The 26,246-nt window shown below is 66.8% G+C and carries 24 protein-coding genes; 14 read left to right on the top strand and 10 right to left on the bottom strand.

The window, feature by feature from the left end:
* Positions 1-112 precede the first annotated feature (112 nt).
* The gene (locus AC3WJR_RS14925) at positions 113-505 is read left to right on the top strand and encodes a hypothetical protein (protein ID WP_492725719.1); all 393 of its coding nucleotides are present in this window, start codon (positions 113-115) and stop codon (positions 503-505) included.
* Between the two features lie 228 nt (positions 506-733).
* Here the strand turns inward: AC3WJR_RS14925 and AC3WJR_RS14920 are convergent, their stop codons facing one another.
* Complete coding sequence (locus AC3WJR_RS14920; protein ID WP_492725718.1) at positions 734-2,551, bottom strand: AcrB/AcrD/AcrF family protein; 1,818 nt, start codon at positions 2,549-2,551, stop codon at positions 734-736.
* A gap of 62 nt (positions 2,552-2,613) precedes the next feature.
* Here AC3WJR_RS14920 and AC3WJR_RS14915 point away from each other — a divergent pair, with 62 nt between their 5' ends.
* Complete coding sequence (locus AC3WJR_RS14915) at positions 2,614-3,042, top strand: GtrA family protein (protein WP_354278882.1); 429 nt, start codon at positions 2,614-2,616, stop codon at positions 3,040-3,042.
* Between the two features lie 33 nt (positions 3,043-3,075).
* Positions 3,076-3,819 carry a class I SAM-dependent methyltransferase gene (locus AC3WJR_RS14910; protein ID WP_492725717.1) on the top strand — a complete coding sequence of 248 codons (744 nt, stop codon included), beginning with the start codon at positions 3,076-3,078 and terminating at the stop codon, positions 3,817-3,819.
* Here the strand turns inward: AC3WJR_RS14910 and AC3WJR_RS14905 are convergent.
* Positions 3,738-4,787, bottom strand: coding sequence for a glycosyltransferase family 2 protein (locus AC3WJR_RS14905; RefSeq protein WP_492725716.1), 1,050 nt, complete (start codon positions 4,785-4,787; stop codon positions 3,738-3,740). The genes AC3WJR_RS14910 and AC3WJR_RS14905 overlap by 82 nt on opposite strands.
* 264 nt (positions 4,788-5,051) lie before the next feature.
* Positions 5,052-6,872: a DUF885 domain-containing protein gene (locus AC3WJR_RS14900; RefSeq protein WP_492725715.1), complete on the bottom strand. Its 1,821-nt coding sequence runs from the start codon at positions 6,870-6,872 to the stop codon at positions 5,052-5,054.
* A gap of 196 nt (positions 6,873-7,068) precedes the next feature.
* Here AC3WJR_RS14900 and AC3WJR_RS14895 point away from each other — a divergent pair, with 196 nt between their 5' ends.
* Positions 7,069-8,358 (top strand): DEAD/DEAH box helicase, encoded by a 1,290-nt coding sequence (locus AC3WJR_RS14895; protein ID WP_492726179.1) that lies wholly within the window; start codon positions 7,069-7,071, stop codon positions 8,356-8,358.
* A gap of 26 nt (positions 8,359-8,384) precedes the next feature.
* Here the strand turns inward: AC3WJR_RS14895 and AC3WJR_RS14890 are convergent, their stop codons facing one another.
* From AC3WJR_RS14890 to AC3WJR_RS14880, 3 genes are all read right to left on the bottom strand, one after another.
* Positions 8,385-9,380 (bottom strand): SDR family oxidoreductase, encoded by a 996-nt coding sequence (locus AC3WJR_RS14890; RefSeq protein WP_492726178.1) that lies wholly within the window; start codon positions 9,378-9,380, stop codon positions 8,385-8,387.
* A gap of 68 nt (positions 9,381-9,448) precedes the next feature.
* Positions 9,449-11,539: a RelA/SpoT family protein gene (locus AC3WJR_RS14885; protein WP_492725714.1), complete on the bottom strand. Its 2,091-nt coding sequence runs from the start codon at positions 11,537-11,539 to the stop codon at positions 9,449-9,451.
* A gap of 132 nt (positions 11,540-11,671) precedes the next feature.
* Complete coding sequence (locus tag AC3WJR_RS14880; protein ID WP_354278887.1) at positions 11,672-11,989, bottom strand: CC_3452 family protein; 318 nt, start codon at positions 11,987-11,989, stop codon at positions 11,672-11,674.
* 129 nt (positions 11,990-12,118) lie between these two features.
* Here AC3WJR_RS14880 and AC3WJR_RS14875 point away from each other — a divergent pair, with 129 nt between their 5' ends.
* The 6 genes from AC3WJR_RS14875 (at position 12,119) to AC3WJR_RS14850 (ending at position 17,159) form a co-directional block, all read left to right on the top strand.
* Positions 12,119-12,655, top strand: a complete 537-nt coding sequence (locus tag AC3WJR_RS14875) for a winged helix-turn-helix transcriptional regulator (RefSeq protein WP_492725713.1) — start codon at positions 12,119-12,121, stop codon at positions 12,653-12,655.
* A gap of 58 nt (positions 12,656-12,713) precedes the next feature.
* A complete protein-coding gene (gene ccmC / locus AC3WJR_RS14870; protein ID WP_492725712.1) occupies positions 12,714-13,463 on the top strand; it encodes a heme ABC transporter permease CcmC in 750 nt (249 codons plus the stop codon).
* Between the two features lie 97 nt (positions 13,464-13,560).
* Positions 13,561-13,995, top strand: coding sequence for a cytochrome c maturation protein CcmE (gene ccmE, locus AC3WJR_RS14865; protein WP_354278890.1), 435 nt, complete (start codon positions 13,561-13,563; stop codon positions 13,993-13,995).
* Positions 13,996-14,155: 160 nt separating this feature from the next.
* Positions 14,156-16,114 carry a heme lyase CcmF/NrfE family subunit gene (locus AC3WJR_RS14860; protein WP_492725711.1) on the top strand — a complete coding sequence of 653 codons (1,959 nt, stop codon included), beginning with the start codon at positions 14,156-14,158 and terminating at the stop codon, positions 16,112-16,114.
* Positions 16,111-16,638, top strand: a complete 528-nt coding sequence (locus AC3WJR_RS14855; RefSeq protein WP_492725710.1) for a redoxin family protein — start codon at positions 16,111-16,113, stop codon at positions 16,636-16,638. The genes AC3WJR_RS14860 and AC3WJR_RS14855 overlap by 4 nt, the downstream gene beginning before the upstream one ends.
* A gap of 77 nt (positions 16,639-16,715) precedes the next feature.
* Positions 16,716-17,159, top strand: coding sequence for a cytochrome c-type biogenesis protein (locus AC3WJR_RS14850; protein ID WP_492725709.1), 444 nt, complete (start codon positions 16,716-16,718; stop codon positions 17,157-17,159).
* A gap of 4 nt (positions 17,160-17,163) precedes the next feature.
* Here AC3WJR_RS14850 and AC3WJR_RS14845 read toward each other — a convergent pair whose 3' ends face one another.
* Positions 17,164-18,612 (bottom strand): mannitol dehydrogenase family protein, encoded by a 1,449-nt coding sequence (locus AC3WJR_RS14845; protein ID WP_492725708.1) that lies wholly within the window; start codon positions 18,610-18,612, stop codon positions 17,164-17,166.
* A gap of 149 nt (positions 18,613-18,761) precedes the next feature.
* Between AC3WJR_RS14845 and uxaC the strand changes: the two genes are divergently transcribed.
* From uxaC to AC3WJR_RS14830, 3 genes are all read left to right on the top strand, one after another.
* Positions 18,762-20,186, top strand: a complete 1,425-nt coding sequence (uxaC, locus tag AC3WJR_RS14840; RefSeq protein WP_492725707.1) for a glucuronate isomerase — start codon at positions 18,762-18,764, stop codon at positions 20,184-20,186.
* A gap of 198 nt (positions 20,187-20,384) precedes the next feature.
* Positions 20,385-21,389, top strand: coding sequence for a sugar kinase (locus AC3WJR_RS14835; protein WP_492725706.1), 1,005 nt, complete (start codon positions 20,385-20,387; stop codon positions 21,387-21,389).
* Positions 21,352-22,440 carry an oxidoreductase gene (locus tag AC3WJR_RS14830; protein WP_492725705.1) on the top strand — a complete coding sequence of 363 codons (1,089 nt, stop codon included), beginning with the start codon at positions 21,352-21,354 and terminating at the stop codon, positions 22,438-22,440. Before AC3WJR_RS14835 ends, AC3WJR_RS14830 begins: the two co-directional genes overlap by 38 nt.
* Positions 22,441-22,576: 136 nt before the next feature.
* Here the strand turns inward: AC3WJR_RS14830 and AC3WJR_RS14825 are convergent, their stop codons facing one another.
* Genes AC3WJR_RS14825 through AC3WJR_RS14815 form a run of 3 tightly spaced genes read right to left on the bottom strand, consistent with a single transcriptional unit; the run spans position 22,577 to position 25,018 of the window.
* Positions 22,577-22,996 carry a VOC family protein gene (locus tag AC3WJR_RS14825; RefSeq protein WP_492725704.1) on the bottom strand — a complete coding sequence of 140 codons (420 nt, stop codon included), beginning with the start codon at positions 22,994-22,996 and terminating at the stop codon, positions 22,577-22,579.
* 40 nt (positions 22,997-23,036) lie between these two features.
* The gene (locus AC3WJR_RS14820) at positions 23,037-24,113 is read right to left on the bottom strand and encodes an LLM class flavin-dependent oxidoreductase (RefSeq protein WP_492725703.1); all 1,077 of its coding nucleotides are present in this window, start codon (positions 24,111-24,113) and stop codon (positions 23,037-23,039) included.
* On the bottom strand, positions 24,110-25,018 hold the full coding sequence (locus AC3WJR_RS14815) for an aldo/keto reductase (protein WP_492725702.1): 909 nt from the start codon (positions 25,016-25,018) through the stop codon (positions 24,110-24,112). The genes AC3WJR_RS14820 and AC3WJR_RS14815 overlap by 4 nt, the downstream gene beginning before the upstream one ends.
* Before the next feature lie 36 nt (positions 25,019-25,054).
* On the opposite strand from AC3WJR_RS14815, the gene AC3WJR_RS14810 reads away from it, so the two are divergent.
* Positions 25,055-26,131 carry a Gfo/Idh/MocA family protein gene (locus AC3WJR_RS14810; RefSeq protein ID WP_492726176.1) on the top strand — a complete coding sequence of 359 codons (1,077 nt, stop codon included), beginning with the start codon at positions 25,055-25,057 and terminating at the stop codon, positions 26,129-26,131.
* The last annotated feature ends 115 nt before the right edge of the window (positions 26,132-26,246 follow it).

Genomic DNA, 26,246 nt, shown 5'->3' with positions numbered 1-26,246 from the left:
GATCGGGGAGTCATCCCTTCGTTGCCGCACGACATGACGGCCGACTTGCCGGTCGGCAGGCTTTGGTTCACGATCACCGAATGGATGGTTGGGGGTATTCGCTTCAATGGGCGTGAAAGCGCTCTACGGGTATCCAAAACGAGCGGCGGTGGACGTTCTCGCTGCACTGCTGCTCGGTTTGGGTGTTGTCGGTGCGTGCAATACCGTTTGGGCGATTTCTAGAGGCAGGCCCCTTGCAACACTCTGGGGGGCCGAGAGTCCGGTGCAGGTTCTCCTCGCGAGCGCACCGTATCTGGCCCTTGCGGCAGGCGGTGTTGTTGCCCGTCGGCCATGGTTCGTCGGATTGGCCCTGACCTGCGCCTTCTGGGGATTCTATCTCTTTGAAATTGCGCGCCCTTACGAGGGTGGTGGGGCCAATATTGGACTGGGTATCGTGATGCTGTTTTCACCCATTCCGATTTTCGCTGGCAGTGTCATCGCAGCGTTGACCTTGCATAGACGGTGACCGGGCGTCGCGTTCAAGGGCAGCTAACGTACTGGTCGCCAGAAAAGCGGGTGCCCCATGATCCACAAGTGTTGCTTGTGAGGTGTTGCGTTCTCCCCCCCCCCCCCGTTTGCCCTGAGCGAAGTCGAAGGGCCTCCCGCAAGACAAACCGGAGCTTGTAGCGCGAGCGGGGCTTCGACTTCGCTCAGCCCGAACGGACGGGTACTGCCAAGCGATAGCGCACTGCCCTTACTCCGGCTTGATCCGGAACAGCCGCAGCGGCGACCCGCGCGGCAAGTCGATCGGTTCGAGCCAGTCGAACGCCTTGCGGTGCGCGAGCTGCGCATAGAAACCGCCGGGCGCACGCACCCGGTAATTGGTCGACTCCGACATGTTCGGGCACACCAGCAACAGCGTCGCGCCGTGCCGCTTGGCGATCGCGCGGAAGTTCTCCGGCGTCCCCTTGAACGCGTGCTGGACGTCGAGGATCGCGTCGCCGTTGCGATGATATGGCCCCGCGATCGCATTGTGGTGCGTCAGCGTGATCAGCCGCGGGCCCAGATCGGTGAAGGTGAACACCGTTTGCGCCGGCACCCGGTTGAGCGGGGTCATCGCGGTCATCGTCGGGCAGGAAGCGCTCGCACGGTTGATCGTCTGGACGCGCTTGGTCGGGCGATCGGGCGGGCTGTAGCGCAGGTTGAGCCCGGTCCAACGCAAGTCGACCGGGGTCATCACCGCGCCCGCGAAGCTGCCCGAGGCGACCAGCACGACCGCCGCCGTCCCGAACACGCGGACGAAGATGTTCCTGCTCGCCAGCATCACCGGCGCGAGCCACCAGATCAGCGCGACCGACCCCGGCACCGCGAGCAATTGCGCCGCCGGCCCGGCGCGCGCCTGCCACAACAGCATCAGCGCGGCGAAGGTGACGAACAGCAGCACGGGAGCCCACAATCCACCCCGCGCGGTGCCGCGTGCGCGCCACGTCGCGAGCGCCGCGCCGATCACGCCGACGATCGGCAGGACCACGATCGGGAAAGCGGTGCGGAACGGATGCTGGTAGATCGGCTTGGCTTCGCGGACGTTGTTGAGCCAGTTGGCCGCGAGTTCGGGCGAGACCTGCTCGGGCCGCCCGAGGCATTGCGGGAAGACCATTGCAAACCCGGCGACGATCACGCCGCCCGCCACCACCGCAAGGCCGAGCCGGACCCAACGGTTCGCCGGGTTCGCCCACGCCATCGCGAACAGCAAGGCCCCCGCCACGACCATCACGCTTAGCCACACCGGGGTCAGCGCGTCGCAGCGCAGCGCCGCATTGGCATAAGACGCGAACGCCGCATAACCGATCGCACAGCCCCCGCCGAGCGTCAGCGCATAGACGCTAAGCCGTGCTGCACCGTCGTGATCCCAGATCCAGCGCAAAGCGAGGATCGCACCCGCCATCGCCGCATAGGGCAACATCTCGAGCCCGATCGTGAGCGAAACCGCACTCGCCAACCCGACGATCGCGCCCCCGCGGGGTCCGCGCGGGTCGCACAGGCCCGCCACCGTCAGGCTGAGCATCGCAAGCTGCCAGCCGTGGTGGTCGATCCGCTCCGGCATGTACATCAGCATCGTGGCAACGCAGCAGAAGACGAGCAGCGCGATCGCGAGCGGCCAGGCGACCGGGCTGACCAGCCGCCGCACGGTGGCGCCCAGCCCAAGGATGGTGATCCCGAGCGGCAGCAACGGCGCGATCCCGCACGCCAGCATTTCCGCTTCGCGCACCCCCACGAATGGGCGCAACAGCACGATTAGTGCCGCGATCGGCAAATCTACGATGCGGCTCCAGTGAATGTCGAAGCCGGTCGGCGGATTAAGGCGATATTGCCGCAGGTCGTACCAGCCCTGCCCACCGAGCCACGCGCGGACTTGCATCAGCCGCATGTTGTCGTCGGTGTCGCCGAGCTGGAGGTAGTGGATGCCGGTCCAGCGGTTGATGACGTAATAGAGCGCGATCAGGCCCCAGGCGAGCAGGCTAAGCCGAACCCAATCGCGCTCCAATGTACGCGCCAGCGAACCGTCATTCATCCAAAACGCTTTCCTAGAACGAGAACGCCCTCTAGTGCGGCACGCGTAAAGGGCAAGCGACCGTGACGGCACTCAACAGACAGATCCAGAACTTACGCGAGAGCGGACTGCTCGGGCAGATCATCCGCTTTGGTGTTGCGGGCGGGCTTTCGACCGTCATCTACAGCGCGGTCTATCTACCGCTGTCGCTGTACGTGTTCGATCGGAAGCACGCGGTGTATGCGGTGCCGTTCGCATTCCTGGTGGCGGTGGCGGCAGGGTATTTCCTGCACAGCCGGTGGAGCTTCAAGGGGCACGGCACGCGCGATCCCGGCGCGAAGCAGCAAGTACAGTTCGTGATGGTGCAGGCGTCAGGCATGGCGCTCAACGCGGCGATCACCTGGTTCGGGACCGCGGTCCTCGGCTATCCCGCCTGGGCACCGCTGTTGCCCGCGATCCTGATGGCGACCGTGCTGACCTTCTTGCTCAACCGCCAATTGGTGTTCAAATGAGCGAAAGCGCTCCAACCGAGAATAGGGCCGACCGTGGATAGAATCGTCTACGACCGCATGGCGGCGCATGATTCGACGCACTGGTGGTATCGCGCACGCCGCGACATCCTGGCGGATTACCTGACGCGTGAGGGCGGTTTGCCCAAGCATGCGCGCATTCTCGAGATCGGTTGCGGCACCGGGCACAATCTCCCCATGCTCGCGGCGTTCGGCACGGTCGAGGCGATCGAGATCGACCCGGCCGCGCGCGAGATCGCGGCCGAACGGCTGGGGCGGCCGGTCAGCAACGCGCCGCTTCCCGCCCTGCCGGGGATCGAGCGCGGGGCGTATGACCTGATTGCGGTGCTCGACGTGGTCGAGCACATCGAGGACGATGTCGCGGCGCTCCGCGCAATGGCGGCATGCCTCAAGCCCGGCGGTAAGATCCTCGTCACCGTCCCCGCGCATCGCTGGATGTGGAGCGCGCATGACGTGGTCAACCATCACCACCGGCGCTATTCCAAGGCAACGCTTGCGAAGGCGATCGGCGATGCGGGCCTCCGCTCGAACGGGTTGCGCTATTTCAACTCACTGCTGTTCCCGCTTGCCGCGGCGGCGCGCGTCGCGGGGCGGATGACCGGGCGCGACGACAGCGACGATTCACCCCCGCCGCCCGTGCTCAACCGCCTGTTCGAGACGATCTTCCGGTTCGAGCGTCACCTGGTCGGCAGGGTCCCGCTGTCGCCGGGGGTCTCGATCGTGACGTTGCTCTCGCCCGTGGGTTCCTCGGCGCGATAACCGAGCGTCGCGCGGCCCTGGATCGGGCCGATGACGTCGCCGACGATGTACAGCGGGCGGCGCTTCGATTCGACGTAGAGCCGCCCGAGATATTCGCCGATCATCCCGAGCACGAACATCTGGAACGCACCGAGCAGCACCACGACGAGCATCGTCGAGGTCCAGCCCGCGACCGCACTGCCGCTGAAGAATCCGACCGCGATATAGAGGAACAGCAGCAACGACGCGCCCGTCAGCGCGAGCCCGAGGTGGCTGGCGAAGCGCAACGGCGCGGTCGAGAAGCCGGTGACCGCGTCGAACGCGAGCCGGATCATTTTGCTCAAGGGGTAATTGGTTTCGCCCGCATGCCGCTCGGCGCGATCATACGGGAAGGGGATCTGCTTGAACCCGACCCACGCGACCATTCCGCGAATGAACCGCGCTTGTTCGGGCATCGACAGGAATGCATCGAGCGCCCGGCGGCTCATCAGCCGGAAGTCGCCCGTATCGAGCGGGATTGCGGTATCGGTGACACGGTCAAGCAAGCGATAGAAAGCGGCGGCGGTGGCTTTCTTGAACAGCGTCTCGCCGTCGCGCTTGCGCCGCACCGCATAGACCACGTCCGCGCCCTGCGATGCCATCGCGGCGCGCATGTCGTTTAGTAACTCCGGGGGATCCTGCAGATCGGCATCGATGATCAGGATCTGCGCGCCGCTGCACAGATCGAGCCCCGCGGTCAGCGCGAGCTGGTGCCCGTGGTTGCGCGACAGGTTGATGACGACCAGCCGCGGGTCGGCGGCGGCGAGGCGCTGCATCACCGGCCAGCTGTCGTCGCGCGAGCCATCGTTGATCAGGAGGATCTCGTAATCGTCCCCGACAGCGCTCCGCGCCGCCGCCGCAACGCGGGCGTGGAGCACGTCCAGGCACGCCGCTTCGTTATAGCAGGGGATGACGACGGAAAGAGCGGGGGCCGAAACGGGACGGGTCATGCGCGCCGGTCTAGAATTGTTTCGGTTTGAGGGGAAGCGATCGGTTCGATGCTTCCCCCGGGCGCGCGCGATAGGCTCCGCTTCCCATCCCCTCTTGCGCTTCGCCCCCTTCTCGCTTCCCCGGCGAAGGCCGGGGCCCAGCAGCGCAACCTGAATGGTCGCAGGCAGCGCACAGTTAGAAAAGCCTTCGCTACTGGACCCCGGCCTTCGCCGGGGAAGCGTTTGGTTGGGTAAGCGTTTAGGAAGGGCAGCGAAGGGTGTACGTTACGCGATCGGCGCCCCCGCCAGTTGCGCGCGCGCGCGTTCCTCGCTCAGCCGCTCGAGGATCGTCAGCGGGACCGGGCCGTCGCGCAGCACTTCGTGGAACTGCTTCTGGTCGAACTTCGCGCCCAGGATCTTCTGCGCCTTCTCCCGCGCACGCATCCAGCTCAAATGCCCGAGCTTGTAGCTGCACGCCTGCCCCGGCATCGCACAGTATCGCTCGATCTCGCTTTGTGAGCGCGCGCGGGTGAAGCCGACGACCTCGACGAAATAGTCGGTCGCCTTGTCGCGGCTCCAGCCCTTGGAATGGATCCCGGTATCGACCACGAGCCGCGCCGCGCGGAACAGGAACGACTGGATATAGCCCGCGCGCTCGATCGGCGTCGCATAGCCGCCGAGCGGTTCGGCGAGCTGCTCGGCATAATGCGCCCAGCCTTCGCCATACGCGCTGAAGAAACCGAGCTTGCGCAGCACCGGCATGTCGAGTGCGGCGACCAGGCTGAGCTGGAGATGATGCCCCGGCACGCCCTCGTGATAGCTGAGCGAGGGGAGCGTGTATTTCGGCCAGTTCTCGATGCTCTTGAGATTGATGAAGTAAATCGCGGGCCGCGACCCGTCGAGCGCGGCGCGCTTGTAATAGCCGTTGGGCGCGCCGTCCTGGATCTCGACCGGGACCGCACGGATGTCGAGCGGCGCAGATGGCGGGTTGAGGAACGCTTGGCCCAGCTTCGCCTGCATCGCGGCGACCCCGGTGTTGAGCCCCGCGATCAAGTCCGCGCGGCCAGCCGAGCTGTCGGGATAGAGCTGTTCTGGCCGCTCGTTGAGCGCGGTCAATCGCGCCCCGGTCGACCCTTGGGTCAGTCCCTGCGTCTTGAGCAGCGCATCGAGCTGCGCACTGAGGTCGGCGACCTGGTCGAGCCCGATCTTGTGGACTTCGTCCGGCGTGAAGCTGGTCGTGGTCGCGGCGGCGAGGGCGGCGGCGTAGATCTCGCTCCCGCGCGGCAGCGGGGCGATCCCCGCGGTGTTGCGCGCGTTCGCGCGGAGCTTCTTCACGAGCGCGATCTGGCGATCGAGTGCCGGGTAGACCTTGTCGTTCAAGCTCGCGGCGGCGCGCTTATCCCAGTCGCCGGAAAGCCCGCGCGCCTTGGCACGGGTCGCGACCGAGGAGACGATCGAGCTATCGGCAGCGGCGGGCGCGCGCAGCTTCGCAAGCTGCCCCAATGTCAGGTCGAGCAGGAAGTCCGGCGCGACGATCCCGCGGGCGGCTTCGCTTTGCTGCATCGCACTGTCCTGGTCGAGCGCGGTCGCAAACGCATCGACACGCGCGCAATAAGCGTCGGCATCAGCGGTGGTGACGATCGTGTGCGTGCTGTTGAGGAAATCCGGGATCTCGAAATACGCGCCCGACTGCTGCGACAGCACATAGGGCCGGTTGGGCGAGCCAAGCCCGAACTTCTCGGGGCCGACGGTCCGCTGCGTTAGCGAATAGAGCACGACCTCGCGGTTGAGCTTGCCGCTGCGAGACAGGCCGGCGACGGGGACTGCCTGCACCGCGGCGATCGCCTTCTTGGTCCGCGCGAGCGCTTCTGCGCGATCCGCGGCGGTGCGATCGTCAAGGCGGCTCTTGAGCGCGGCGTTCGCGCCCTTGTCCAGTCCGAGACTGCTCGCCTGTTCGGGCGATTCCTGGACGTTCTGTTCGAAGATCTTCTGGAACGCCGCGTTGAGCGCGGCGTCCCCGGCGGGGGCGGCGGCACCGGCGGCACGGGGCGCAAACGCAAGCGCAGCAGCAGCGCTGCCTGCACTGAGAAAAGTACGACGTTCCAAGGGGCAGTCCTCTCGTATGACGATTTGGCGGGGATCGTATCAGCGTCGATCGGATCGGCAAGGGGCGGCGGGGCAATCGGGCGGTAGGGGCAGGTTTCCACATTGACGCAGTGCAGCATAAAACCTACCAGCCCGCGCTCCTACGCTAAGCCCGTCCAGGCGCAGCCTTGCCCAGCGCTGGAGGCGCCCCGTGACCATGACCCCGACAATGACCTTCGCCGATCTCGCCTTGTCGCCGCGTATCCTCGATGCGCTGGCCGAAGAAGGCTATACTACGCCGACGCCAATCCAGGCGCAGTCGATCCCGCTGCTGATCGAGGGCCGCGACATACTCGGCATGGCACAGACCGGCACCGGCAAGACCGCTGCCTTCGCGCTGCCGCTGCTCCATCGTCTCGCCGCCAACCCCCGCCCCGCGCCCAAGGGCGGCGCGCGCATCCTAGTGCTCGCGCCGACGCGCGAACTGGTGTCGCAGATCGCCGCGGGGTTCGAGAGTTTCGGGCGTCACCTGTCGCTCAGCGTCACCACGATCTTCGGCGGCGTCAGCCAGTTTCATCAGGTCGCGGCGCTGAACGCGGGCGTCGACATCCTCGTTGCCGCTCCGGGACGGTTGCTCGATCTGGTCGAGCAGGGGCTGTGCGACCTGTCCGCGCTCGAGGCGCTGGTGCTCGACGAGGCGGACCAGATGCTCGACATGGGCTTCGCCAAGCCGATCGAGCGGCTCGTCGCGACGCTGCCCAAGGACCGGCACACATTGCTGTTCTCGGCAACGATGCCCAAGGCGATCGCGGCGCTCGCCGAAAGCCTGCTCACCGACCCCGCCAGCGTCGAAATCGCGCGCCCTTCGACGACCGTTGACCGGATCGCGCAGTCGGTGATGTTCCTCGATGCGGCGCACAAGAAAGCCGCGTTGCTGGAATTGCTCCGGACCCCCGAGATCGGCCAGGCGGTCGTCTTCACGCTGCAGAAGAACATCGCCAACGAAGTCTGCGCGTTCATCACCGAGGCGGGGATCACCGCCGAGGCGCTTCACGGCAACAAGTCGCAGGGCCAGCGCGAGCGCGCGCTCGATGCCTTCCGGGCTGGCACCGTGCAGGTGCTGGTCGCGACCGACATCGCCGCGCGCGGGATCGACGTCGACACGGTGACGCACGTGTTCAATCACGATCTGCCAAGCCTGCCCGAAAGCTATGTCCACCGCATCGGCCGGACCGGGCGTGCCGGGCGCAGCGGCTTTGCGATCACGCTGTGCGATGCCGAGCAGCGCGCATGGCTGCACGACGTCGAGCGCGAAATCGGGCGGACGCTCGCGGTCCACGACGATCACGAATGGCATTGTGAAGTCGCGCGTCACTCGACCAAGCGCGCGCCCGTGCTCGGCGGCGGCCCGGTCAAGCAGGTCAAGCCGCCCAAGCCACCGCGCGAGCGCAAGGTGTGGACCGAAGAAGAGAAGCTCGCCGCACGGCTCGCGGCGCAGGCCGCCTGAGCGACGGGTAAACCGGGCGGAAGGGGTTACGGGCTCCCCTTGCCGCCATGGGCGCCGACCGCGGTGCCGGTCGAGAAGCTCGTGTCGTCCGAGGCGAGCATCACATACAACGCCGCGAGTTCGGCCGGCTGGCCCGCGCGGCCCAGCGGCGTGTCCTGCCCGAACTCGCCCATCTGCCCCGGCAACTGCCCGCCAGCGACTTGCAGGGGGGTCCAGATCGGCCCCGGCGCTATCATGTTGACGCGGATCCCGCGCTTGGCGAGTTGCTTCGCCAGCCCTTTGGTAAAGATCAGGATCGCGCCCTTGGTTGAGGCGTAATCGAGCAGTTCGACCCCCGGATCGTAGGAATTGACCGACCCCGTGTTGAGGATCACCGAGCCCGGCGGCATGTCCTTCGCCACCGCCTTGGCAATGCGGAAATAGGCGAAGATGTTGGTCTCGAAGGTGCGGACCATCTGCTCGTCGCTGATCGCGAAGATGTCCTCCTTCGACTGCTGATAGGCGGCGTTGTTGACCAGCAGGTCGATCCCGCCAAGCCCCTTGCGCGCGGCCGCGACGATCGCCTCACAGCCTTCGAGTGTGCGCAGGTCGCACGGGATCGCGACCGCCTTACGACCGGCCTGGCGGATCAGGTCGACCACTTCGCGCGCGTCGGGCTCCTCGTCGGGGTGATAGTTGATTGCAACGTCGGCCCCCTCGCGCGCGAAAGCGATCGCGGCGGCGCGCCCAATTCCAGAATCTGCGCCTGTCAGCAATGCCTTGCGCCCGGCGAGCTTGCCCGACCCGCGATAGCTGCGCTCGCCGCAATCGGGTTTGGGGGTCATCTTGGACTGGAGACCTGGCCATTGCTGGCGCTGTTCGGGGAAGGGGGTGTTGGTGTATTTGGTGCGCGGGTCGCGGAGCGGCGTGGTGCCCGGGGTTGCCGCAGCGCCCTGTGCGCTCACGCCTTGCGTTGCCGCCAGCCCGCCGATGCCGATTGCCGCCGCGCCAAGCACGCCGCGTCGTGAAGTTCCGTTGTCCATCGCCAGTGTCCCGTCGCCGTCATCGGGTGGGGAACGAGCCATGAACCCTTTGGTTCAGCGCGGGAACCTCAGACCCGCGCGACCCCGTTGACCGCGTCCGCCGCGCGCAACGCGCCGATCACGCGCATCAGATGATGGACGTCGTGGACCTCGACGTCGATCGTATTGGTGTGGAAACCGGTATCGCGATTGTCGAGCCGCAGGTTGACGATGTTCGCCTTTTGCGCGCCGATGATCGTCGCGATCGTGCCGAGCGCGCCGGGTTCGTTCTTGACCTCGACCGAGATTCGCCCGGTCGCGCCCTCGGATTCGTCGCCCCACGACAGGTCAACCCAATCGGCATCGTCCGCGTCGCTCAGAATTTCACAATCAATTGCATGGACTTCGATCCCGGCTTCGGGGCGGCGCAGGCCGACGATGCGGTCGCCGGGGACCGGATGGCAGCATTCGGCGAGATCGAACGCGACGCCCGGCGTCAGCCCGAGGATCGAGATCGCGCTCGACTGCGGGGGCAGGTCGCGCATCGCTTCGGTGCCCGCCGACCCCGGCATAAGTGCTTCCATTACAGCGGCATCCGTGATCCGGCGCCGCGCGATCGCTTCGAGCAGCGCGGGTTCGTCGACCACCTTCAGCCGCTGGAGCGCGACCGCCTGCGCCTCGCTCGACAGCGGCGCGGGGAGGCGCGAGACGAGTTCGTCGTACATCTTGCGGCCCAATGCCTGCGTCTCGGTGCGTTCTTTTTGACGCAAATGACGTCGGATTGCAGCACGCGCCTTGCCGGTTATAGCAAAATTAAGCCAGTTTGGCTGCGGTTCCTGCGCCTTTGAGCGCAGAATTTGCACCTGATCCCCATTGTCGATCGTGGTGCGTAGCGGCACGACGCGCCCGTTGATCTTCGCGCCGACTGCCTGGTCGCCAAGATCGGTATGCACCGCATAAGCGAAATCGATCGGCGTCGCACCCTTGGGAAGCTGGTGCAGCTCGCCCTTGGGGGTGAAGGCGAAGATCCGGTCCTGGTACATCGCCATGCGGGTATGTTCGAGCAGCTCTTCCGGGCTCTCGGCATTGTCGAGGATCTCGACCAGATCGGTGATCCAGCTGTGCTGGGTGTCGGGGCGAACCTTGTCCTGCTTGTACGCCCAGTGCGCCGCGAGGCCGAGTTCGGCTTCCTCGTGCATCTCGTGCGTGCGGATCTGGATCTCGACGCGGGTGTTGTCGGCGTGGATAACCGTCGTGTGGAGCGAGCGATAGCCGTTGCGCTTGGGGGTCGAGATATAATCCTTGAACCGTCCCGGCACCATCGGCCAGCGGCGGTGGATCACGCCCAGCGCTTCGTAACAGGCTTCCTCGCTCGGCACGATCGCGCGGAACGCCATGATGTCGCTCAGCTGCTCGAAACTGATGTGCCGTTCGGCCATCTTCTTCCAGATCGAGAAGGGGTGTTTCTCGCGCCCCGATAACTCTGCCTCGAGCCCGTGGCGCGAGAGCAGCAGCTTCAGCCCCGATCCGATCTTGGCGATCCGGTCGCCGCCACCTTCCTTAAGCTGCGCCAGGCGTCGCACGATCGATTCATACGCTTCGGGTTCGAGCTGTTCGAAGGCGAGCGTCTGCATCTCCTTCATGAACTCGTACATGCCGATCCGCTCGGCGAGCGGCGCGTAGATGTCCATCGTCTCGCGCGCGATGCGTTTGCGCTTGTCGGGGTTCTTGATGAAATGCAGCGTGCGCATGTTGTGGAGCCGGTCAGCAAGCTTGACCAGCAGCACGCGGATGTCGTCCGACATCGCGAGCAGGAACTTGCGCAGATTCTCGGCGGCGCGCTCGTTTTCGGTCTGCGCCTCGATCTTGGAGAGTTTGGTGACGCCGTCGACCAGCCGCGCGACGTTCGCCCCGAACAGCCGCGTAATTTCTTCCGGCGTCGCGACCGTATCCTCGATCGTATCGTGGAGAATCGCGGTTGCGATCGTCTCGTCGTCGAGATGAAGGTCGGTCAGGATCCCCGCGACTTCGATCGGATGGCTGAAATACGGGTCGCCGTTCGCCCGTTTCTGGCTGCCATGCGCCTGCATCGAAAAGACATAAGCGCGATTGAGCAGCGCTTCGTTCGCCGTGGGATCGTAGTCCAGGACCCGATCGACAAGTTCATACTGACGCAACATCCGCATCAAGATGGCGTTGCGACGGCTTGTTTTGCAACCTGTTTGCGCAATAAGCCGAAAAAACCCCTCCCGCGGCACGAGAGCGGGAGGGGAAACACCACCAAAGCGGAGGATAAACGCGTCAGGTGGCGATCACTTTGCGCGGGTGTTGCACTTGGCGAGCGCATCGGGCTCGAACGCCTTCCCGCCCGCGCTGAAGGCGGTCAGCTTGCCGGTGTGCCGCACGACCATCTCGCACATGATCGCCTCGCGCTGGGGTCCCTTGTTGGCGGTGAAGGCGGGCTCATGCCACTTCCAGATCGTGCCGCTGGTGATCAGCGTTTCCTGTGCAGGTGCAGCACTGGGGGTGGCGACATAATAAGGGCCGCCGTCGGCGGCGTGACCGATCGTCGGCACCGCAAGAAGGGCAGACAGCAGGAATGGCGCCGCGGCGCGGAGGATCGAGGACATGAGGGACGACTCCGTTGAGAACGTTGCGATGCAGCAATTAACAAGGTAGGTTGCGAGTTGCAACTGAAAATACGGGGTGCGGATCGGATCGGTTCCTTGTGCCGCCAAAATGGGATACGATACCGGACGATGGACGAAAAACTGCGAGAACCGTTGCGCGAACAGCTGGTCAATTGCGGCCTGCCTGCCGCGCTGGAAGTGATGGGCGAGCGGTGGAGCTTCATGATCCTGCGCGCCGCGTTCAATGGGCTGCATCACTTCGAGGAATTCCAGTCCGAGCTGGGGATCGCGCGCAATATCCTCGCCAACCGGCTCGGTCGGCTGGTCGAGCACGGCATCCTCACGCGGGACGCGATGATCAAGGACCGGCGCAAGATCCAGTATCAACTGACCGAAAAGGGTGCCGCGCTGTTGCCGGCGATGCTGGCGCTGCGGCAATGGGGGGAGCGTTGGGAAACCGGCTTCCGCGCGTCGCCCGTGCTGGTCGACGCGCGCGACCGACGCCCGATCGGCCCGATCGAGGTACGATCGTGGGACGGGCGCGTGCTGACCAAGCGCGATCTGCTGTGGGCACTGCCCGAGGATGTCGATGACAGCGCGGATCAGGCGGTCGGGGATGCACCGGAGGGCGACGGCCTGGCATCCGCCATGCGCGCGGCGGAATGACGCGGTGACCCCGCAATGACCGATGGATTCGCGCCGCAATCTTGCGTATCCCTGTCACGTGCCTAGCCTTCATGCCCTCGCCAATCCGGCGCGCTTTCTGGCGATCGCACGGCCGTTGACGCCGGTGCTGTTCTGGGCGGGCGTCGCACTTCTCCTGTTCGGATGCTGGGCCGGGCTGACCCAGACCCCGCCAGACTATCTCCAGAAGGAAAGCGTCCGAATCCTTTACATCCATGTTCCCACTGCATGGCTCGGCATGGGCGGGTGGAGCGGGATCGCGGTGTCGTCGCTGGTGTTCCTGGTATGGCGGCATCCGCTGGCGATGATCGCGGCGCGTGCGATCGCGCTGCCGGGGGCGACCTTTGCCGCGATATGCCTTGCGACGGGGTCGATCTGGGGGCGTCCTACATGGGGGACGTGGTGGCAGTGGGACGGTCGGCTGACCTCGATGCTGCTGCTGTTCTTCGTCTATCTCGGCTTCATCGCGCTGGTCCGTGCGGAGGACGAGCGTGCGGGTTTCGGCGGCGGCGGGCGGATCGCCGCGCTGTACGGCGTCGCAGGATCGGTGCTGTTGCCGATCATCCGCTATTCGGTGGTGTGGTGGAACACGCTCCACCAGGGGCAGAGCATCGGGCTGACCAAGTCGACGATCGACCCTGCGATCCTGTGGCCCTTGTGGTTCACGCTCAGCGGCTTCACCCTGTTCTTCGCAGGGATCGTGCTGATGCGGATGCGGACGATCCTTGCGCGGAGCAAGGCCGAGGCGCGCCTGCGCCGCCGCGCGCATCATGTCGAGGTGACCGCGTGAACCACTGGCCCTTCATCATCGCCGCCTACGGCCTAACCGCAATCGGATCGGTCGCTTTGGCGGTTTCGAGCTATCTGGCGATGCGAAAGGCGGAAAAGTGAAGGCCAAACACCAGCGGCTGACGCTCGCGGCGCTCGCGGTCGCCGCGGTTGGCGGGTCGAGCGCGCTCGCGCTCTCCGCGCTCAAGGACCAGGCGGCGTTTTTCTATGCGCCGGGCGACGTGAAGCGGGATGCCTTGCCGCTCGGGCGCGCGGTGCGGCTTGGCGGGATGGTCGCGGGTGGGTCGCTCCACCGGATGGCGGACGGCGTGACGATGCAGTTCGTCGTCACCGACGGCGTCGCGCGCGTGCCGGTCGCGTTCCGCGGGATCGCGCCGGATCTGTTCAAGGAAAATTCGGGCGTCGTCGCGGAAGGCAAGTTCAACCCCGACGGCAGCTTCACCGCGAGCAACCTGCTGGCGAAGCACGACGAGAAATACATGCCCCCCGAAATGGCGGGCAAGATGCACGAGACGAAGACGCTGGTGCAATGAGGGCTGGTTTGACGGTTGCATCCTTGGGTTTTCCGCCGTGTTCCTGCGCAGGCAGGAACCCAGGGCTGAGTAGCGCCGCGCCTGTTGGTATTCGGAACTCCTGGGCTCCGGCTTTCGCGGGAGAACGACGAGACTTCGGCGACCACCGGGGTAGGAACACATGATCGCTGAGGCAGGCCTTGCCGCGCTCTGGTTCGCCGCTGCGCTGGCGGCATTGCAGCTTCTGCTGGCCGCACTCGGCGTCTGGCGCTCGGCGAAGCCGGCGCTGGCGGAGGCGAGCATGACCGAGGATCTGATGCGCGCGGTGCGTCCGGTCGCGGTGGTGCAAGGGGTGCTCGCGCTGGTTGCGATGCTGTTGCTGGTGCAGCTGTTCGTACGCAGCGACATGTCGGTGCTGCTCGTCGCGGAGAACAGCCACTCCGCGAAACCGCTGATGTACAAGATCGCAGGCGCGTGGGGGAACCACGAGGGCTCGATGCTGCTGTGGGTGACGATCCTCGGGGTGGCGGGCGCGGCGGTGGCGCTGCTCGAACGCGGGCTTGCACGCCCGACCCTGATCGCGACGCTCGGCGCGCAGGCGGCGATCGCGCTCGGATTCTACGCGTTCCTGCTGTTCTCGTCGAACCCGTTCGCGCGGATCGACCCGCCGCCCGCCGACGGCAACGGGCTCAACCCGTTGCTGCAGGACCCCGGCTTGGCGTTCCATCCGCCGACGCTGTACATCGGCTATGTCGGCATCTCGATCGCCTTCTCCTTCGCGGTCGGCGCGATGATCACGCGCGACGTCGGCCCCGCTTTTGCGCGCGCGATGCGGCCGTGGGTGCTGGGCGCGTGGATCTTCCTGACGCTCGGGATCACCGCGGGCTCCTACTGGGCCTATTACGAGCTTGGCTGGGGCGGCTGGTGGTTCTGGGACCCGGTCGAGAATGCGTCGCTGATGCCGTGGCTCGCGGCGACCGCGTTGCTCCATTCGGTGACGGTGCTGGCGACGCGCGATGGCCTGCGCGCCTGGACGTTGATGCTCGCGGTGGTGGCGTTCTCGATGTCGATGATCGGGACGTTCCTGGTCCGCTCGGGCATCCTGACCAGCGTCCATGCCTTTGCGGTCGATCCGACGCGCGGGAGTTTCATCCTTGCGCTGCTGGCGATCTATATCGGGGGCGCGTTGTTGCTGTTCGCGTTGCGCGTGGGGACGGTGCGCGCGGGGACGACGTTCGATTTCGTCAGCCGCGAAGGCGCCTTGGTCGCCAACAATTTGTTGCTGACGGTGATCCTCGGCGTGGTGCTGATCGGGACGTTGTACCCGATCGTCGCAGCGGGGTTCGGAACGCAATTGTCGGTCGGGCCGCCGTTCTTCGACAAGGCGGCGGGGCCGGTCGCGCTGGTGCTGATCGCGGTGATGGCGGTCGGGCCGTTGCTCCGCTGGCGGCGCGACAGTGCGCAGGCGGCGATCGCGCGCGTGACGATCCCGATTGCGGTGACGGGCGTGGTGCTGATCGTGGTCGCGGCGACGACCGGTGGGATCGCGTTGCTGCCGTTGCTGGGCTTGGCGCTTGCGGCGGGGCTGGCGGCGGCGAGCGTCGCACCCTTGTGGAAGCGCAATTTGCGCCGCACGCCGCTGTTCACCTACGGCATGGTGACCGCGCATCTCGGGATCGCGGTGAGCCTTGCGGGGATGGCGTGTGACACCGCGTTCACGCAGGCGACGCTGGTCGCGGCGCGCGTCGGCGAGCCGCAGCGGGTTGGGCCGTACACCGTGACGCTCGACGGGGTGAAGCCGGTGATCGGCCCGAACTGGTCCGCGATCGAGGCGCGGCTGAGCGCGCGGCGGGGGACGGATGGCGGCGTGTTCTATCTGCGGCCGCAATCGCGCTTCTTCTCCAATCCCGTTACCGTGACGAGCGAGTCCGCGATTGCGACTCGCTGGGACGGGCAGCTCTATACCGTGCTCGGTGAACCCGATGCGCAGGGGCGCTGGCAGATGCGGCTGTGGTGGAAGCCGTTCGTGACGCTGATCTGGCTGGGCGGCGCGCTAGTCGCGCTGGGCGGGGCGTTGTCGTTGATCGGGCGGTTGACGCGCAGTCGCCGCGAGCGCGTGCGGGGCGAGGCCTACGCATGAGCGCGCGGTTGATCTGGATCCCGTTTGCGTTTGCTTTGGGGTTGCTCGCGCTGATTGCCTGGGGGTTGTACAAGCCGGCGGACCGCACCGTGCGCTCGGCGCTGGTCGGGCAGACCTTGCCCGCGTTCGACCTGCCGCCGATCGTGCCGACCAAGCCGGGTCTTGCCACCGCGCAGTTCGCGACGGGCAAACCGCGGTTGCTCAACGTCTTCGCGAGCTGGTGCATCCCGTGCGTGGCGGAGGCGCCGCAATTGCTCCGGCTGAAACAGGCGGGCGTGGTGATCGACGCGGTCGCGATCCGCGATACGCCTGCGGCGATCCGCGACTTCCTCGCGCGCAACGGCGATCCCTATGCCGCGATCGGCGATGACAGGACGAGTTCGCTGCAACTGGCTTTGGGGTCGTCGGGCGTGCCCGAGACGTTCGTGATCGACGGGCGCGGGCGGATCGTCCAGCAGCATGTCGGCGATATCCGCGAGGACGAAGTGCCGGGGCTGATCGCGCTGGTGCGGGGGTTGAAGTGAGGGGGTTCCCCGTTCTTCTTCCCCGGCGAAGGCCGGGGCCCAGTAGCGATGGCGGGTTTTATCGCGGACTGCGCCCGATGTCGGGCCGCCCTCGACTGGGCCCCGGCCTTCGCCGGGGAAGCGCCGCGTTGATACTGGCCCTCCTCACCACGCCGGTCCTCGCCGACAGCACGTTGCCGCCCGCGCCGCTCGCCAACGTCCAGCTCAAGGACCCCGCCAAGGAAGCGCAGGCGCAGGCGTTGATGGCGACGCTGCGCTGCGTGGTGTGCCAGGGCCAGTCGATCGCGGATAGCGACGCCGAAATGGCGGGCGACATGCGCTCGCTCGTCCGCACGCGGATCGAAGGCGGGCAGAGCCCCGCGCAGATCCGCGACTGGCTGATCGCACGCTATGGCGACTATATCAGCTACGATCCGCCGTTCAGCGCGGTGACCGCACCCTTGTGGATCACGCCGCTGGTGCTGCTCGCGCTCGGCGCGTGGCTCGCGCGGGCGAGCTTCAAGCGGCGGGGAACGCGCTAACCGCTTACCCGAGCAGCCCGTCCCACGCGCCCGCAAACGCCGCATCCGCCGAATCGGCAATCGCCGCCATCGCCGCATCGTCACCGGCCAACGCCGGATCGAACCCAAGCCCGCCCGACACCAGCCGCGCGAGCACCGCCGCCGCGTCGCCCTCCGCTGCCGCCGTCGCCAGCGCCGCGCCCGCCGGATCGACGATCGCGATGCCGCCGCGTGACCGCTGCATCAGGAACGCGATCCAGCATCCGAGCGCCACGACGACATGCCGCGGCATTTCCCCGCGCACGCGGTGCCAGGCGAGCGTGTCGCCCAGCCGGTACGGGATCTTCTGGCTGCCATCCCCTGCGATCTGGTCGAGCCGGTGGACGATCGCGGGGTTGCGGAAACGCGCGAGGATTTGCTGGCGATAGGCGTCGTGGTCGAACCCCGCGACCTGCGGCAGCGTCGGCAGGATCTCGTGGCGGATCATCGCATCGATGAACGCGGCGAGTGCTGTATCGCGCATGGCGTCCGCCACGCTGGTCGCGCCGCGCAGCAATCCCGCATAAGCGAGCGTCGAATGCGATCCGTTGAGCACGCGCAGCTTCGCCTGTTCATAACCCGCGACATTGTCAGTGAGCGTCGCGCCTGCGCTGGCGAGCGCAGCGCCGGCGGGGTCGCCGAGATCCTCGATCACCCATTGCGTGAACGCCTCGCGCTGGACTGCGGCGCGATCCTCCACGCCTAACGCTTCCGCAACATCGTCGTACAGCGCCGCATCCGAGGCGGGCGTGATCGAATCGACCATCGTGCCGGGCACGCGCACTTCGCCCGCGATCCATTCCGCGAAATACGGGTCGAGCGCGCCGGCATAAGCAATCAGCGCGGCGTGGAGCTTCGCGCCGTTATTGGCGAGATTGTCGCACGGCATGACGACGAACGCATCGGTCCCCGCGGCATGGCGCGCCTCAAGCCCCGCGACGATCCAGCCGATCACGCTGCGCGGGACTTCAGCCCCGGCAAGATCGTGCGCGATGTCGGGATGGTTGAAATCGAGGCTGCCGTCGGCGGCGAGGCAATAGCCCTTTTCGGTCACGGTGGTGGTGACGAGCCGCGTCGTCGGGGCCGCAAGCAGCGTGCGAATCTGCGCGGCATCGTCGGGACCCAGAAACGCGCTGTGCGCGCCGATTACGCGGTGTCCGGACTCGGCGTCGCGCACGGCCAGCGTATACAGCCCCTCCTGCGCGGCGAGGTCGGCAACGGTGCCTTTGCTGCGCAGCGAGACTGCAGCAATGCCCCAGGTCGGATCGGTCGCGAGCAGCGTGTCGACATAGCTCGCCTGATGCGCGCGGTGGAACGCTCCCGGGCCGAAATGGACGATCCCGACCGGCGCAGGACTGCGCCGCGCGGGTCGCGCGATCGAGGACGGCAGCCGGTCCAGCGCGGCGTAGCTCAGTCGCGGGCGGTCATGCTGCATCGTCGTCTCGCTTCCGTGGTGCTCAAGGCGGGAAGCGATAGCGTTACCCCCGCCACCCTGCGCAATGCCAGCAGCAATCTCTCGCAACTTGTTCGTGGCGGCACCAGCGCTTACCAGACTCCGTACGACCCTGGTTCGGAAGGAAGACGATGACGCGGCGCCTGGAACTGCACCCCGACCGACTGTTTCCCGCCGACCCGACCACGCGCGCGATCGCGCGGACGCTCTACGCCGAGATCGCCGACCTGCCGATCGTCAGCCCGCACGGCCATACCGACGCGCGCTGGTTCGCCGACGATGCGCCGTGGACCGACGCGACCGGCCTGCTGCTCGCGCCCGATCACTATATCTTCCGGATGCTCTACAGCCAGGGGATCCCGCTCGATGCGCTGGCGATCCCGAGCCGTTCGGGCGTTCCCGCGACCGACCCGCGCGCGGCGTGGCGCGTTTTTGCGGATCACATCGCACTGTTCCGGGGGACGCCGTCGCAGATGTGGCTCGACCACGTCTTCGCCGAGGTGTTCGGGTTCGACGTCGCGCTCGAGGGCGCGACCGCCGACCTGTATTTCGATACGATCGCCGAGAAACTGGCGACCCCGGCGTTCCGCCCGCGCGCGCTGTTCGACCGGTTCGACATCGCGTTTCTCGCGACCACCGAGGGGCCGCAGGACGATCTCGGCGCGCACCACCGGATCCAGGAGTCGGGCTGGAACGGTCGCGTCGTCACCACCTATCGCCCCGACGGGGTGATCGACGTCGAGCACGAGCAGTTCGCCCCCGCAATGGCGCGCTTCGCCGAGCTGACCGGCGAGGACGTCTATAGCTGGTCGGGCTATCTCTCCGCGCACCGCAAGCGCCGCGCCGACTTCCGCGCGGCGGGGGCGACCGCGACGGATCATGGCCATGCGACCGCCGTGACCGCGAATCTGACCCCGGCGGAGGCCGAGGCATTGTTCGGCAAGATCGTGGGCGGCAGCTGGACCCCCGCCGATGCCGAGCTGTTCCGCGCGCAGATGCTGACCGAAATGGCGGCGATGTCGGTCGAGGACGGGATGGTGATGCAGATCCACCCCGGTTCTTTCCGCAACCACAATGCGGGGCTGTTCGCCAGCCACGGGCGCGACAAGGGGGCGGATATTCCGGTGCGGACCGAATATGTCCACGCGCTCAAGCCCTTGCTCGACCGGTTCGGCACGTCGACCGAGCTGTCGATCATCCTCTTCACGCTCGACGAGAGCGTCTATGCACGCGAACTGGCGCCGCTGGCGGGGCATTATCCGTGCCTCAAGCTCGGCCCGGCGTGGTGGTTCCACGACAGCCCCGAGGGGATGCGGCGCTTCCGCGAGATGACCACCGAGACCGCGGGCTTCTACAATACCGTCGGTTTCAACGACGATACGCGCGCATTCCTGTCGATCCCGGCGCGGCATGACGTCGCGCGGCGGGTCGATTGCGGCTTTCTCGCGCGGTTGGTGGCGGAACATCGGATCGCGGATTGGGAAGCGGCCGATCTGGCGCACGAGCTGACGAGCGGACTGGTGCGGCGGGCGTATCGGATCGATGCGGCGGGGTGAGGGGGTGGCTCCCGATCCTGACGCTGTCATTCCCGCGAAGGCGGGAATCCAGAGCCAAGCAGAACAATGGCTTGCAGTTCTTGCGACTCCTGGACTCCCGCCTGCGCGGGAGAACACCTACGGTATCGCAGAGGCCATGCCTCCTCGGGGATGACGGATAGGCGCGTCGCGAACCGAAATTGAACAAAGGACGACATCATGACCTTCCTGGCCTTCGGCGAAATCATGCTGCGCCTGTCGCCCCCCGGGCGCGAAATGCTGATGCAGACGCCCAAGCTCGACGTGTGGCTCGCCGGCGCCGAAGCCAATGTCGCGAGCGCGCTGGCGCGGCTCGGGCATGACGTCGGTATCGTCTCGGCGGTGCCCGACAATGATCTCGGGCGCGCGGCGATCACGACCTTGCGCGGGGCCGGGGTCGATACGCGCGGCATCCAGCTGCGCGGCGAGCGGATGGGGCTGTATTTCGTGTCGTCCGGCGCCGGAATGCGCGCGACCGAAGTGATCTACGACCGCGCCTATTCATCCTTCGCCGAAACGCCGTGTGCGGCGTGGGAGTGGGACCGCTTGCTCGACGGGGTCGACCGGCTGCATCTGTCGGGGATCACCCCTGCGCTCGGCCCGGTTCCCGCGGAAAGCGCGATCTCCGCAGCCGAGGCCGCCACGGCGCGGGGCATTCCCGTCTCGTTCGACGGCAATTGGCGCGGCAAGCTGTGGGAACGCTGGGACAGCGACCCGCGCGGGATCCTGACGCGGTTGGTGGAACAGGCCGATCTGCTGTTCGGCAACCACCGCGACATCGCGCTGCTGCTTGGCCGCACGTTCGAAAGCGACGGCGAGGACCGGCGGCGCGAGGCGGTCGACGCGGCGTTCGCGGCTTTCCCCAGGTTGCAGACGATTGCCTCGACCGCGCGGCATGTCGAGCATGTCGACCTCAACCGGCTGTCGGCGCGAGTCGATACGCGGACCGATTCGGCGCAGACCGACGAGGTCGTGCTCGCCGGGATCGTCGACCGGATCGGCGGCGGGGATGCTTTTGCTGCAGGCGTGCTGCACGCCATGCGGCGCGGCGAGGATGCTGCGGCGGCGGCGAGAACGGGGCTTGCGCTTGCTGCGCTCAAGCATTCGCTGCCGGGGGATGCGTCGCTGTTCCGTCAGGCGGACATCGATGCGTATCTTGCCGGCGGGCTCGATGTCCGGCGCTGATCGAAGGGATGCGCCGATCCGCGTCGGGCTGGTCGGCTTTGGGCTGGCGGGGCGGTGTTTCCATGCGCCGTTGATCGCCGCGGTCGAGGGGCTCACGCTGGTTGCGGTCGTCTCGTCGCAGACGGATGCGGTGGCGCGGGCGTGTCCGGGGGCAGCGGTGTACCCCACGGTGGCGGCGATGCTCGAGGATCCGGCGATCGACCTGGTCGTGATCGCTGCGCCCGATGCGCAGCACGCGTCGATCGCGCAGGCGGCTTTGCTGGCGGGCAAGCATGTCGTGGTGGACAAGCCGTTCGTGACCGACCCTGCCGATGGGGCCGCCCTGATCGCGCTGGCGCGGGAGCGCGGGCGAATGCTGTCGGTGTTCCACAACCGGCGGTGGGACGGGGATTTCCTGACGGTTCGTCGCTTGTTCGATACGGGCACGCTGGGCGAGGTGGCGCTCGCCGAACTGCGCTGGGACCGGTTTCGGCCGAAGATCAAGCAGGGGTGGCGCGAGACCGCGGGGGCGGGGTTGCTCAACGATCTCGGACCGCATCTGATCGATCAGGCGGTGCAGCTGTTCGGCATGCCCGAGGCGGTTAGCGGCGATCTTGCGGTGCAGCGCGACGGCGCGCCGACCGAGGATTATGTCGAGGCGACGCTCTATTATGCTGCGCGGCGGGTGATCGTGTCGACCGCATCGCTGGTCGCGGCCCCGCGTCCGCGCTTTGCGGTGCATGGGACCGACGGCAGTTTCGTCAAATACGGGATCGACCCGCAGGAAGCGGTGCTGCGCGGCGGAGGATCGCCACTGGACGCGGGCTATGGCGTCGATGCCGAAGCGGATTATGGCACTTTGACGCGGGCGGACGGGACCGCGCGGCGCGTACCGAGCGAGCGTGGCGACTGGCGGGGTTGTTATAAGGATGTGGCGGACGCAATCCGGCGTGGAGCCGCGCCGAATGTGACCGCCGATCAGGCGCTTGCGGTGATGGAGCTGATCGCGCTGGTGCGGCGCAGCGCGGTGGAAGGGCGTCGCTTCGCAGTTCCGCTACGCGCGGAAGGTTAGGCGGAATCGTTTCTTATTACGCCGCGTTCTATGTGCGGCGGAGGGGGCAAGAGACGACGATGCGACAGAGCGGCGCTACGCTTGGCGAAAGCGCGTGATGTAGGACAGGCGCGACGGCAACCGCGCTTTTGCGGGGTTACGCCGGTGGCTCCCACAGTTCGATCGGAGTCCCTACGGGATCATGGATTCGCGCGAACCGACCCGCCCCGGACTGGTCCCATTCGGGGCGCGTCTCCACCGCGATCCCGGCGGCTTCGAGCGTGGCGATCATCGTATCGAGGGCGTCGACCCGCAGGTTGAGCATCCACGGCTGGTCCGCCGGGAAATACTGGGTATCCGCGGCAAAGGGCGCGAACACCATTGGGCCGCCCAGTGTCGTCCACGACCACGGATCGGGGGGTGCCGCCGGATCGGCCGAGCATCCCGGACCGATGCCGAGATGCGTGCGATACCAGGCGGCCACCCCGTCCGGATCGCCCGCGCGGAAGAAGATTCCGCCGATGCCTTTGACCGCCATGTCGAGTCGCCCCCCGCGAATGTGCGGGGACCGTAGCATGACCGGATCCGTAACGAATGCGGGCTTTACGCTCGGGGGATCAGCGCGCCGACAGCAGCCCGTGGTCGATGTTGGGCAGGACATGCCGCGCGAACAGGTCCGCTTCCGCGGCGTGCGGATAGCCCGAGAGGATGAACGCCTCGATCCCCATGTCGCGATAGGCGTTGATCTTGGCGAGGACCTGATCGGGATCCCCGACGATCGCCGCGCCACAGCCCGAGCGCGCGCGCCCGACCCCGGTCCACAGGTTCGCCTCGGCATAGCCGTCGTCCGCGGCAGTCTCACGCAGGGCCGCCTGCGCCGCGACTCCGGCGGAGGTCGAATCGAGCGACTTGGCGCGGATCGCGGCACCTTCTGCTGCGTCGAGCTTGGACAGCAGCCGGTCGGCGGCGGTGCGCGCCTCGGTTTCGGTGTCGCGGACGATGACGTGTGCGCGGTAGCCGAATTTGAGGGTGCGCCCGTAAGCGGCGGCGCGTGCCGTCATGTCGGCGATGATCGCGGCGACCGCTTCCTGCCGGTCGGGCCACATCAGGAAGACGTCGGCTTCGCGCGCGGCGGCATCGCGGGCGTCGGGCGAGAGGCCGCCGAAATAGAGCAACGGGGCCTTGCCCGAGACGGTGCCGATCCGGGGCGGGTCGAGCTTGAGCTTCCAGAATTCGCCGTCATGGTCGAGCGGCTCGCCGTTGAGCATCGTCTTGAGGATCCGCATCAGCTCGACCGTGCGCGCATAGCGCGGGGCCGAGTCGAGCGTTTCGCCGGGCATGTCGGACGAGATGATGTTGACCGTTAGCCGCCCGCCGAGCAGCCGGTCGATCGTCGCGATCTGGCGCGCGAGTTGCGGCGGCCAGCTTTCGCCGACGCGGACCGCCATCAGCAGCGCCATCCGCTTGAGCATCGGCGCGATCGCTGCGGCAAAGGCGGTGGTGTCGATCCCCAGCGCATAGCCCGAGGGGAGCAGGATATTGTCGAACCCGCCGGTCTCCGCCTGCAACACGATGTCGCGGCAATGCTCCCAGCTCGACTTGAGCTTGGCATCGGGGACGCCGAGGAATTCATAGTCATCATCGCACAGCGCGGAGAACCAGCTGACTTCGCACGGGGGGCGGGTCGTGCTCATGGGAGGCGTTCCCCGCGCGAGGCGATCAGCACGTCGTACCAGCTCTGGCGGGTGAAGCGGACCTTATAGACGTCGGCGATCTCCGCGATGCGGGCAACGTTCTGCGTGCCGACGATCGGGATCGCGTGTGCGGGGTGCGCCATGATCCAGGCATAGGCAGCGGCGGCGCGGGAAACGCCGGCCTGCTGAGCAACGACGTCGAGCGCGGCGGCGACCGCCTTGGAGCGGTCATCCTCGGGCGACCCGATCCGTCCGCCGCCGAGCGGCGACCAGGCGAGCACTGCATGGTCGCGTTCCATCGCGAGATCGAGCAGGCCGGTCTCGATCGGGCCGAGTTCGAGCGGCGACAGTTCGGGCTGGAGGCTCGCGAGCGGGATGGTGAGGAAGGCTTCGAGCGCGCGGATCTGCGGGATCGTGAAGTTGGACACGCCGATCGCGCGGACCTTGCCCGACGACACCATGTTCTCGAGCGAACGGGCGACTTCCTGCGGGTGGGTCAGGATATCGGGGCGGTGGATCTGGTAGAGATCGACGCTCTCCACTCCGAGTCGCGTCAGCGACGCGTCGAGCGCCTCGGTCAGATAAGTGGTGCTCTGGTCATAGGGGAGCGGCGGGCGAATGCCGCCCTTGGTCGCGAGGAACATGCGATCGCGCAGGGCCACGTCCTCGGCGAAGACCTTGCCGAGCAGCGTCTCGGCGTCGCCGAAACCGTCTGACCCATTGAATCCATAGATGTCCGCCGTGTCGAACAGCGTCACTCCCGCCGCGAACGCCGCGTCGATCAGCGCGCGGCCTTCCGTCACGCTGGACTGGCCGAAGCGCCACATCCCCCAGGCTATCGGACTGACCAGCAATCCGCTCTTGCCGAGGGGACGCAATTCGGGTGTAAGGATGATCTCAGACATCGTTGTCATATAGAGGTGAACGCCTTGGTCGAGCAAGTGCGATACGGACTGGTCGGCACCGGCATGATGGGGGTGGAGCATATCACCAACCTCGCCATCACGCCGGGTGCGGTGGTGACGGCGCTCGCCGATCCGGCGGAAGGGTCGCTCGGCTGGGCGCGCGACGCACTCGGCGATCGGGCGGGGGCGGCGACGGCGTTCGATTCCGTCGAGGCGCTGGCGGCGAGCGGGCTGTGCGATGCGGTGATCGTCTCAAGCCCCAATTTCACGCATCGCAGCGTGCTCGAACCGTTGTTCGATGCCGGGCTGCATATCTTGTGCGAGAAGCCGCTTGCGACGACGCTCGACGATTGCCGGTGGATCGTGGACCGCGCGGAACGCAGCGACCGCGTGTTCTGGACCGCGATGGAATATCGCTACATGCCCCCCGCCGCGGCCTTCATCGAGGAAATCCGGACCGGTGCGATCGGCCGGTTGCAGATGCTGTCGATCCGCGAGCATCGCTTCCCGTTCCTCGTGAAAGTCGCCGACTGGAACCGCTTCAACCGCAACACCGGCGGCACGATGGTCGAGAAATGTTGCCATTTCTTCGATCTGATGCGGCTGATCACGCAAAGCGAGGCGGTGCGGGTCTATTGTTCGGGTGCGATGGACGTGAACCATCTCGACGAGACCTACGGCGGCGAGCGGCCCGACATCATCGACAACAGCTACACCACGGTGGATTTCGCGAACGGCGTCCGCGCGATGCTCGACCTGTCGATGTTCGCGGACGGGGCGGAGAACCAGGAAGAGATCACCGCGGTCGGCGATCAGGCGCGGCTCGACGTGCTGATTCCCGAGGGCGCGTTGGTCCATTCGCCGCGCGTGGGGTTCCGCAATCCCAAGCAGGCGACGCGGCGTGTCGTCGAGGTCGATCAGGCCGCACTCGATGCGGGGAGCCATCACGGCTCGACCTTCTACGAGCATCAGCGGTTCAACGCAGCGGTGCGCGGGGCAGGGCCGGTCGAGGTGACCGCGCGCGACGGGATGCTCGCGGTCGCGATCGGCACCGCGGCGGAGATCAGCGCGCGCGAGAAGCGCGTGGTGGAGATGAAGGAGCTGGGGTTCTGATACTTTAAGCCCACTCCCCCTCCCGTTCGTTTCGCGCGAAGTCGGACGGTCAGGACGCGACAAGCACAGCTTTACGCCGGGCAAGACTGACAGCGGTGTCCGGGACCGCAAAAGA

Source organism: Sphingomonas sp. FW306-05-A, from assembly GCF_058782275.1.
The sequence above is the reverse complement of the archived record's forward strand: the minus strand, read 5'-3'. Positions and strand labels throughout refer to the sequence as shown.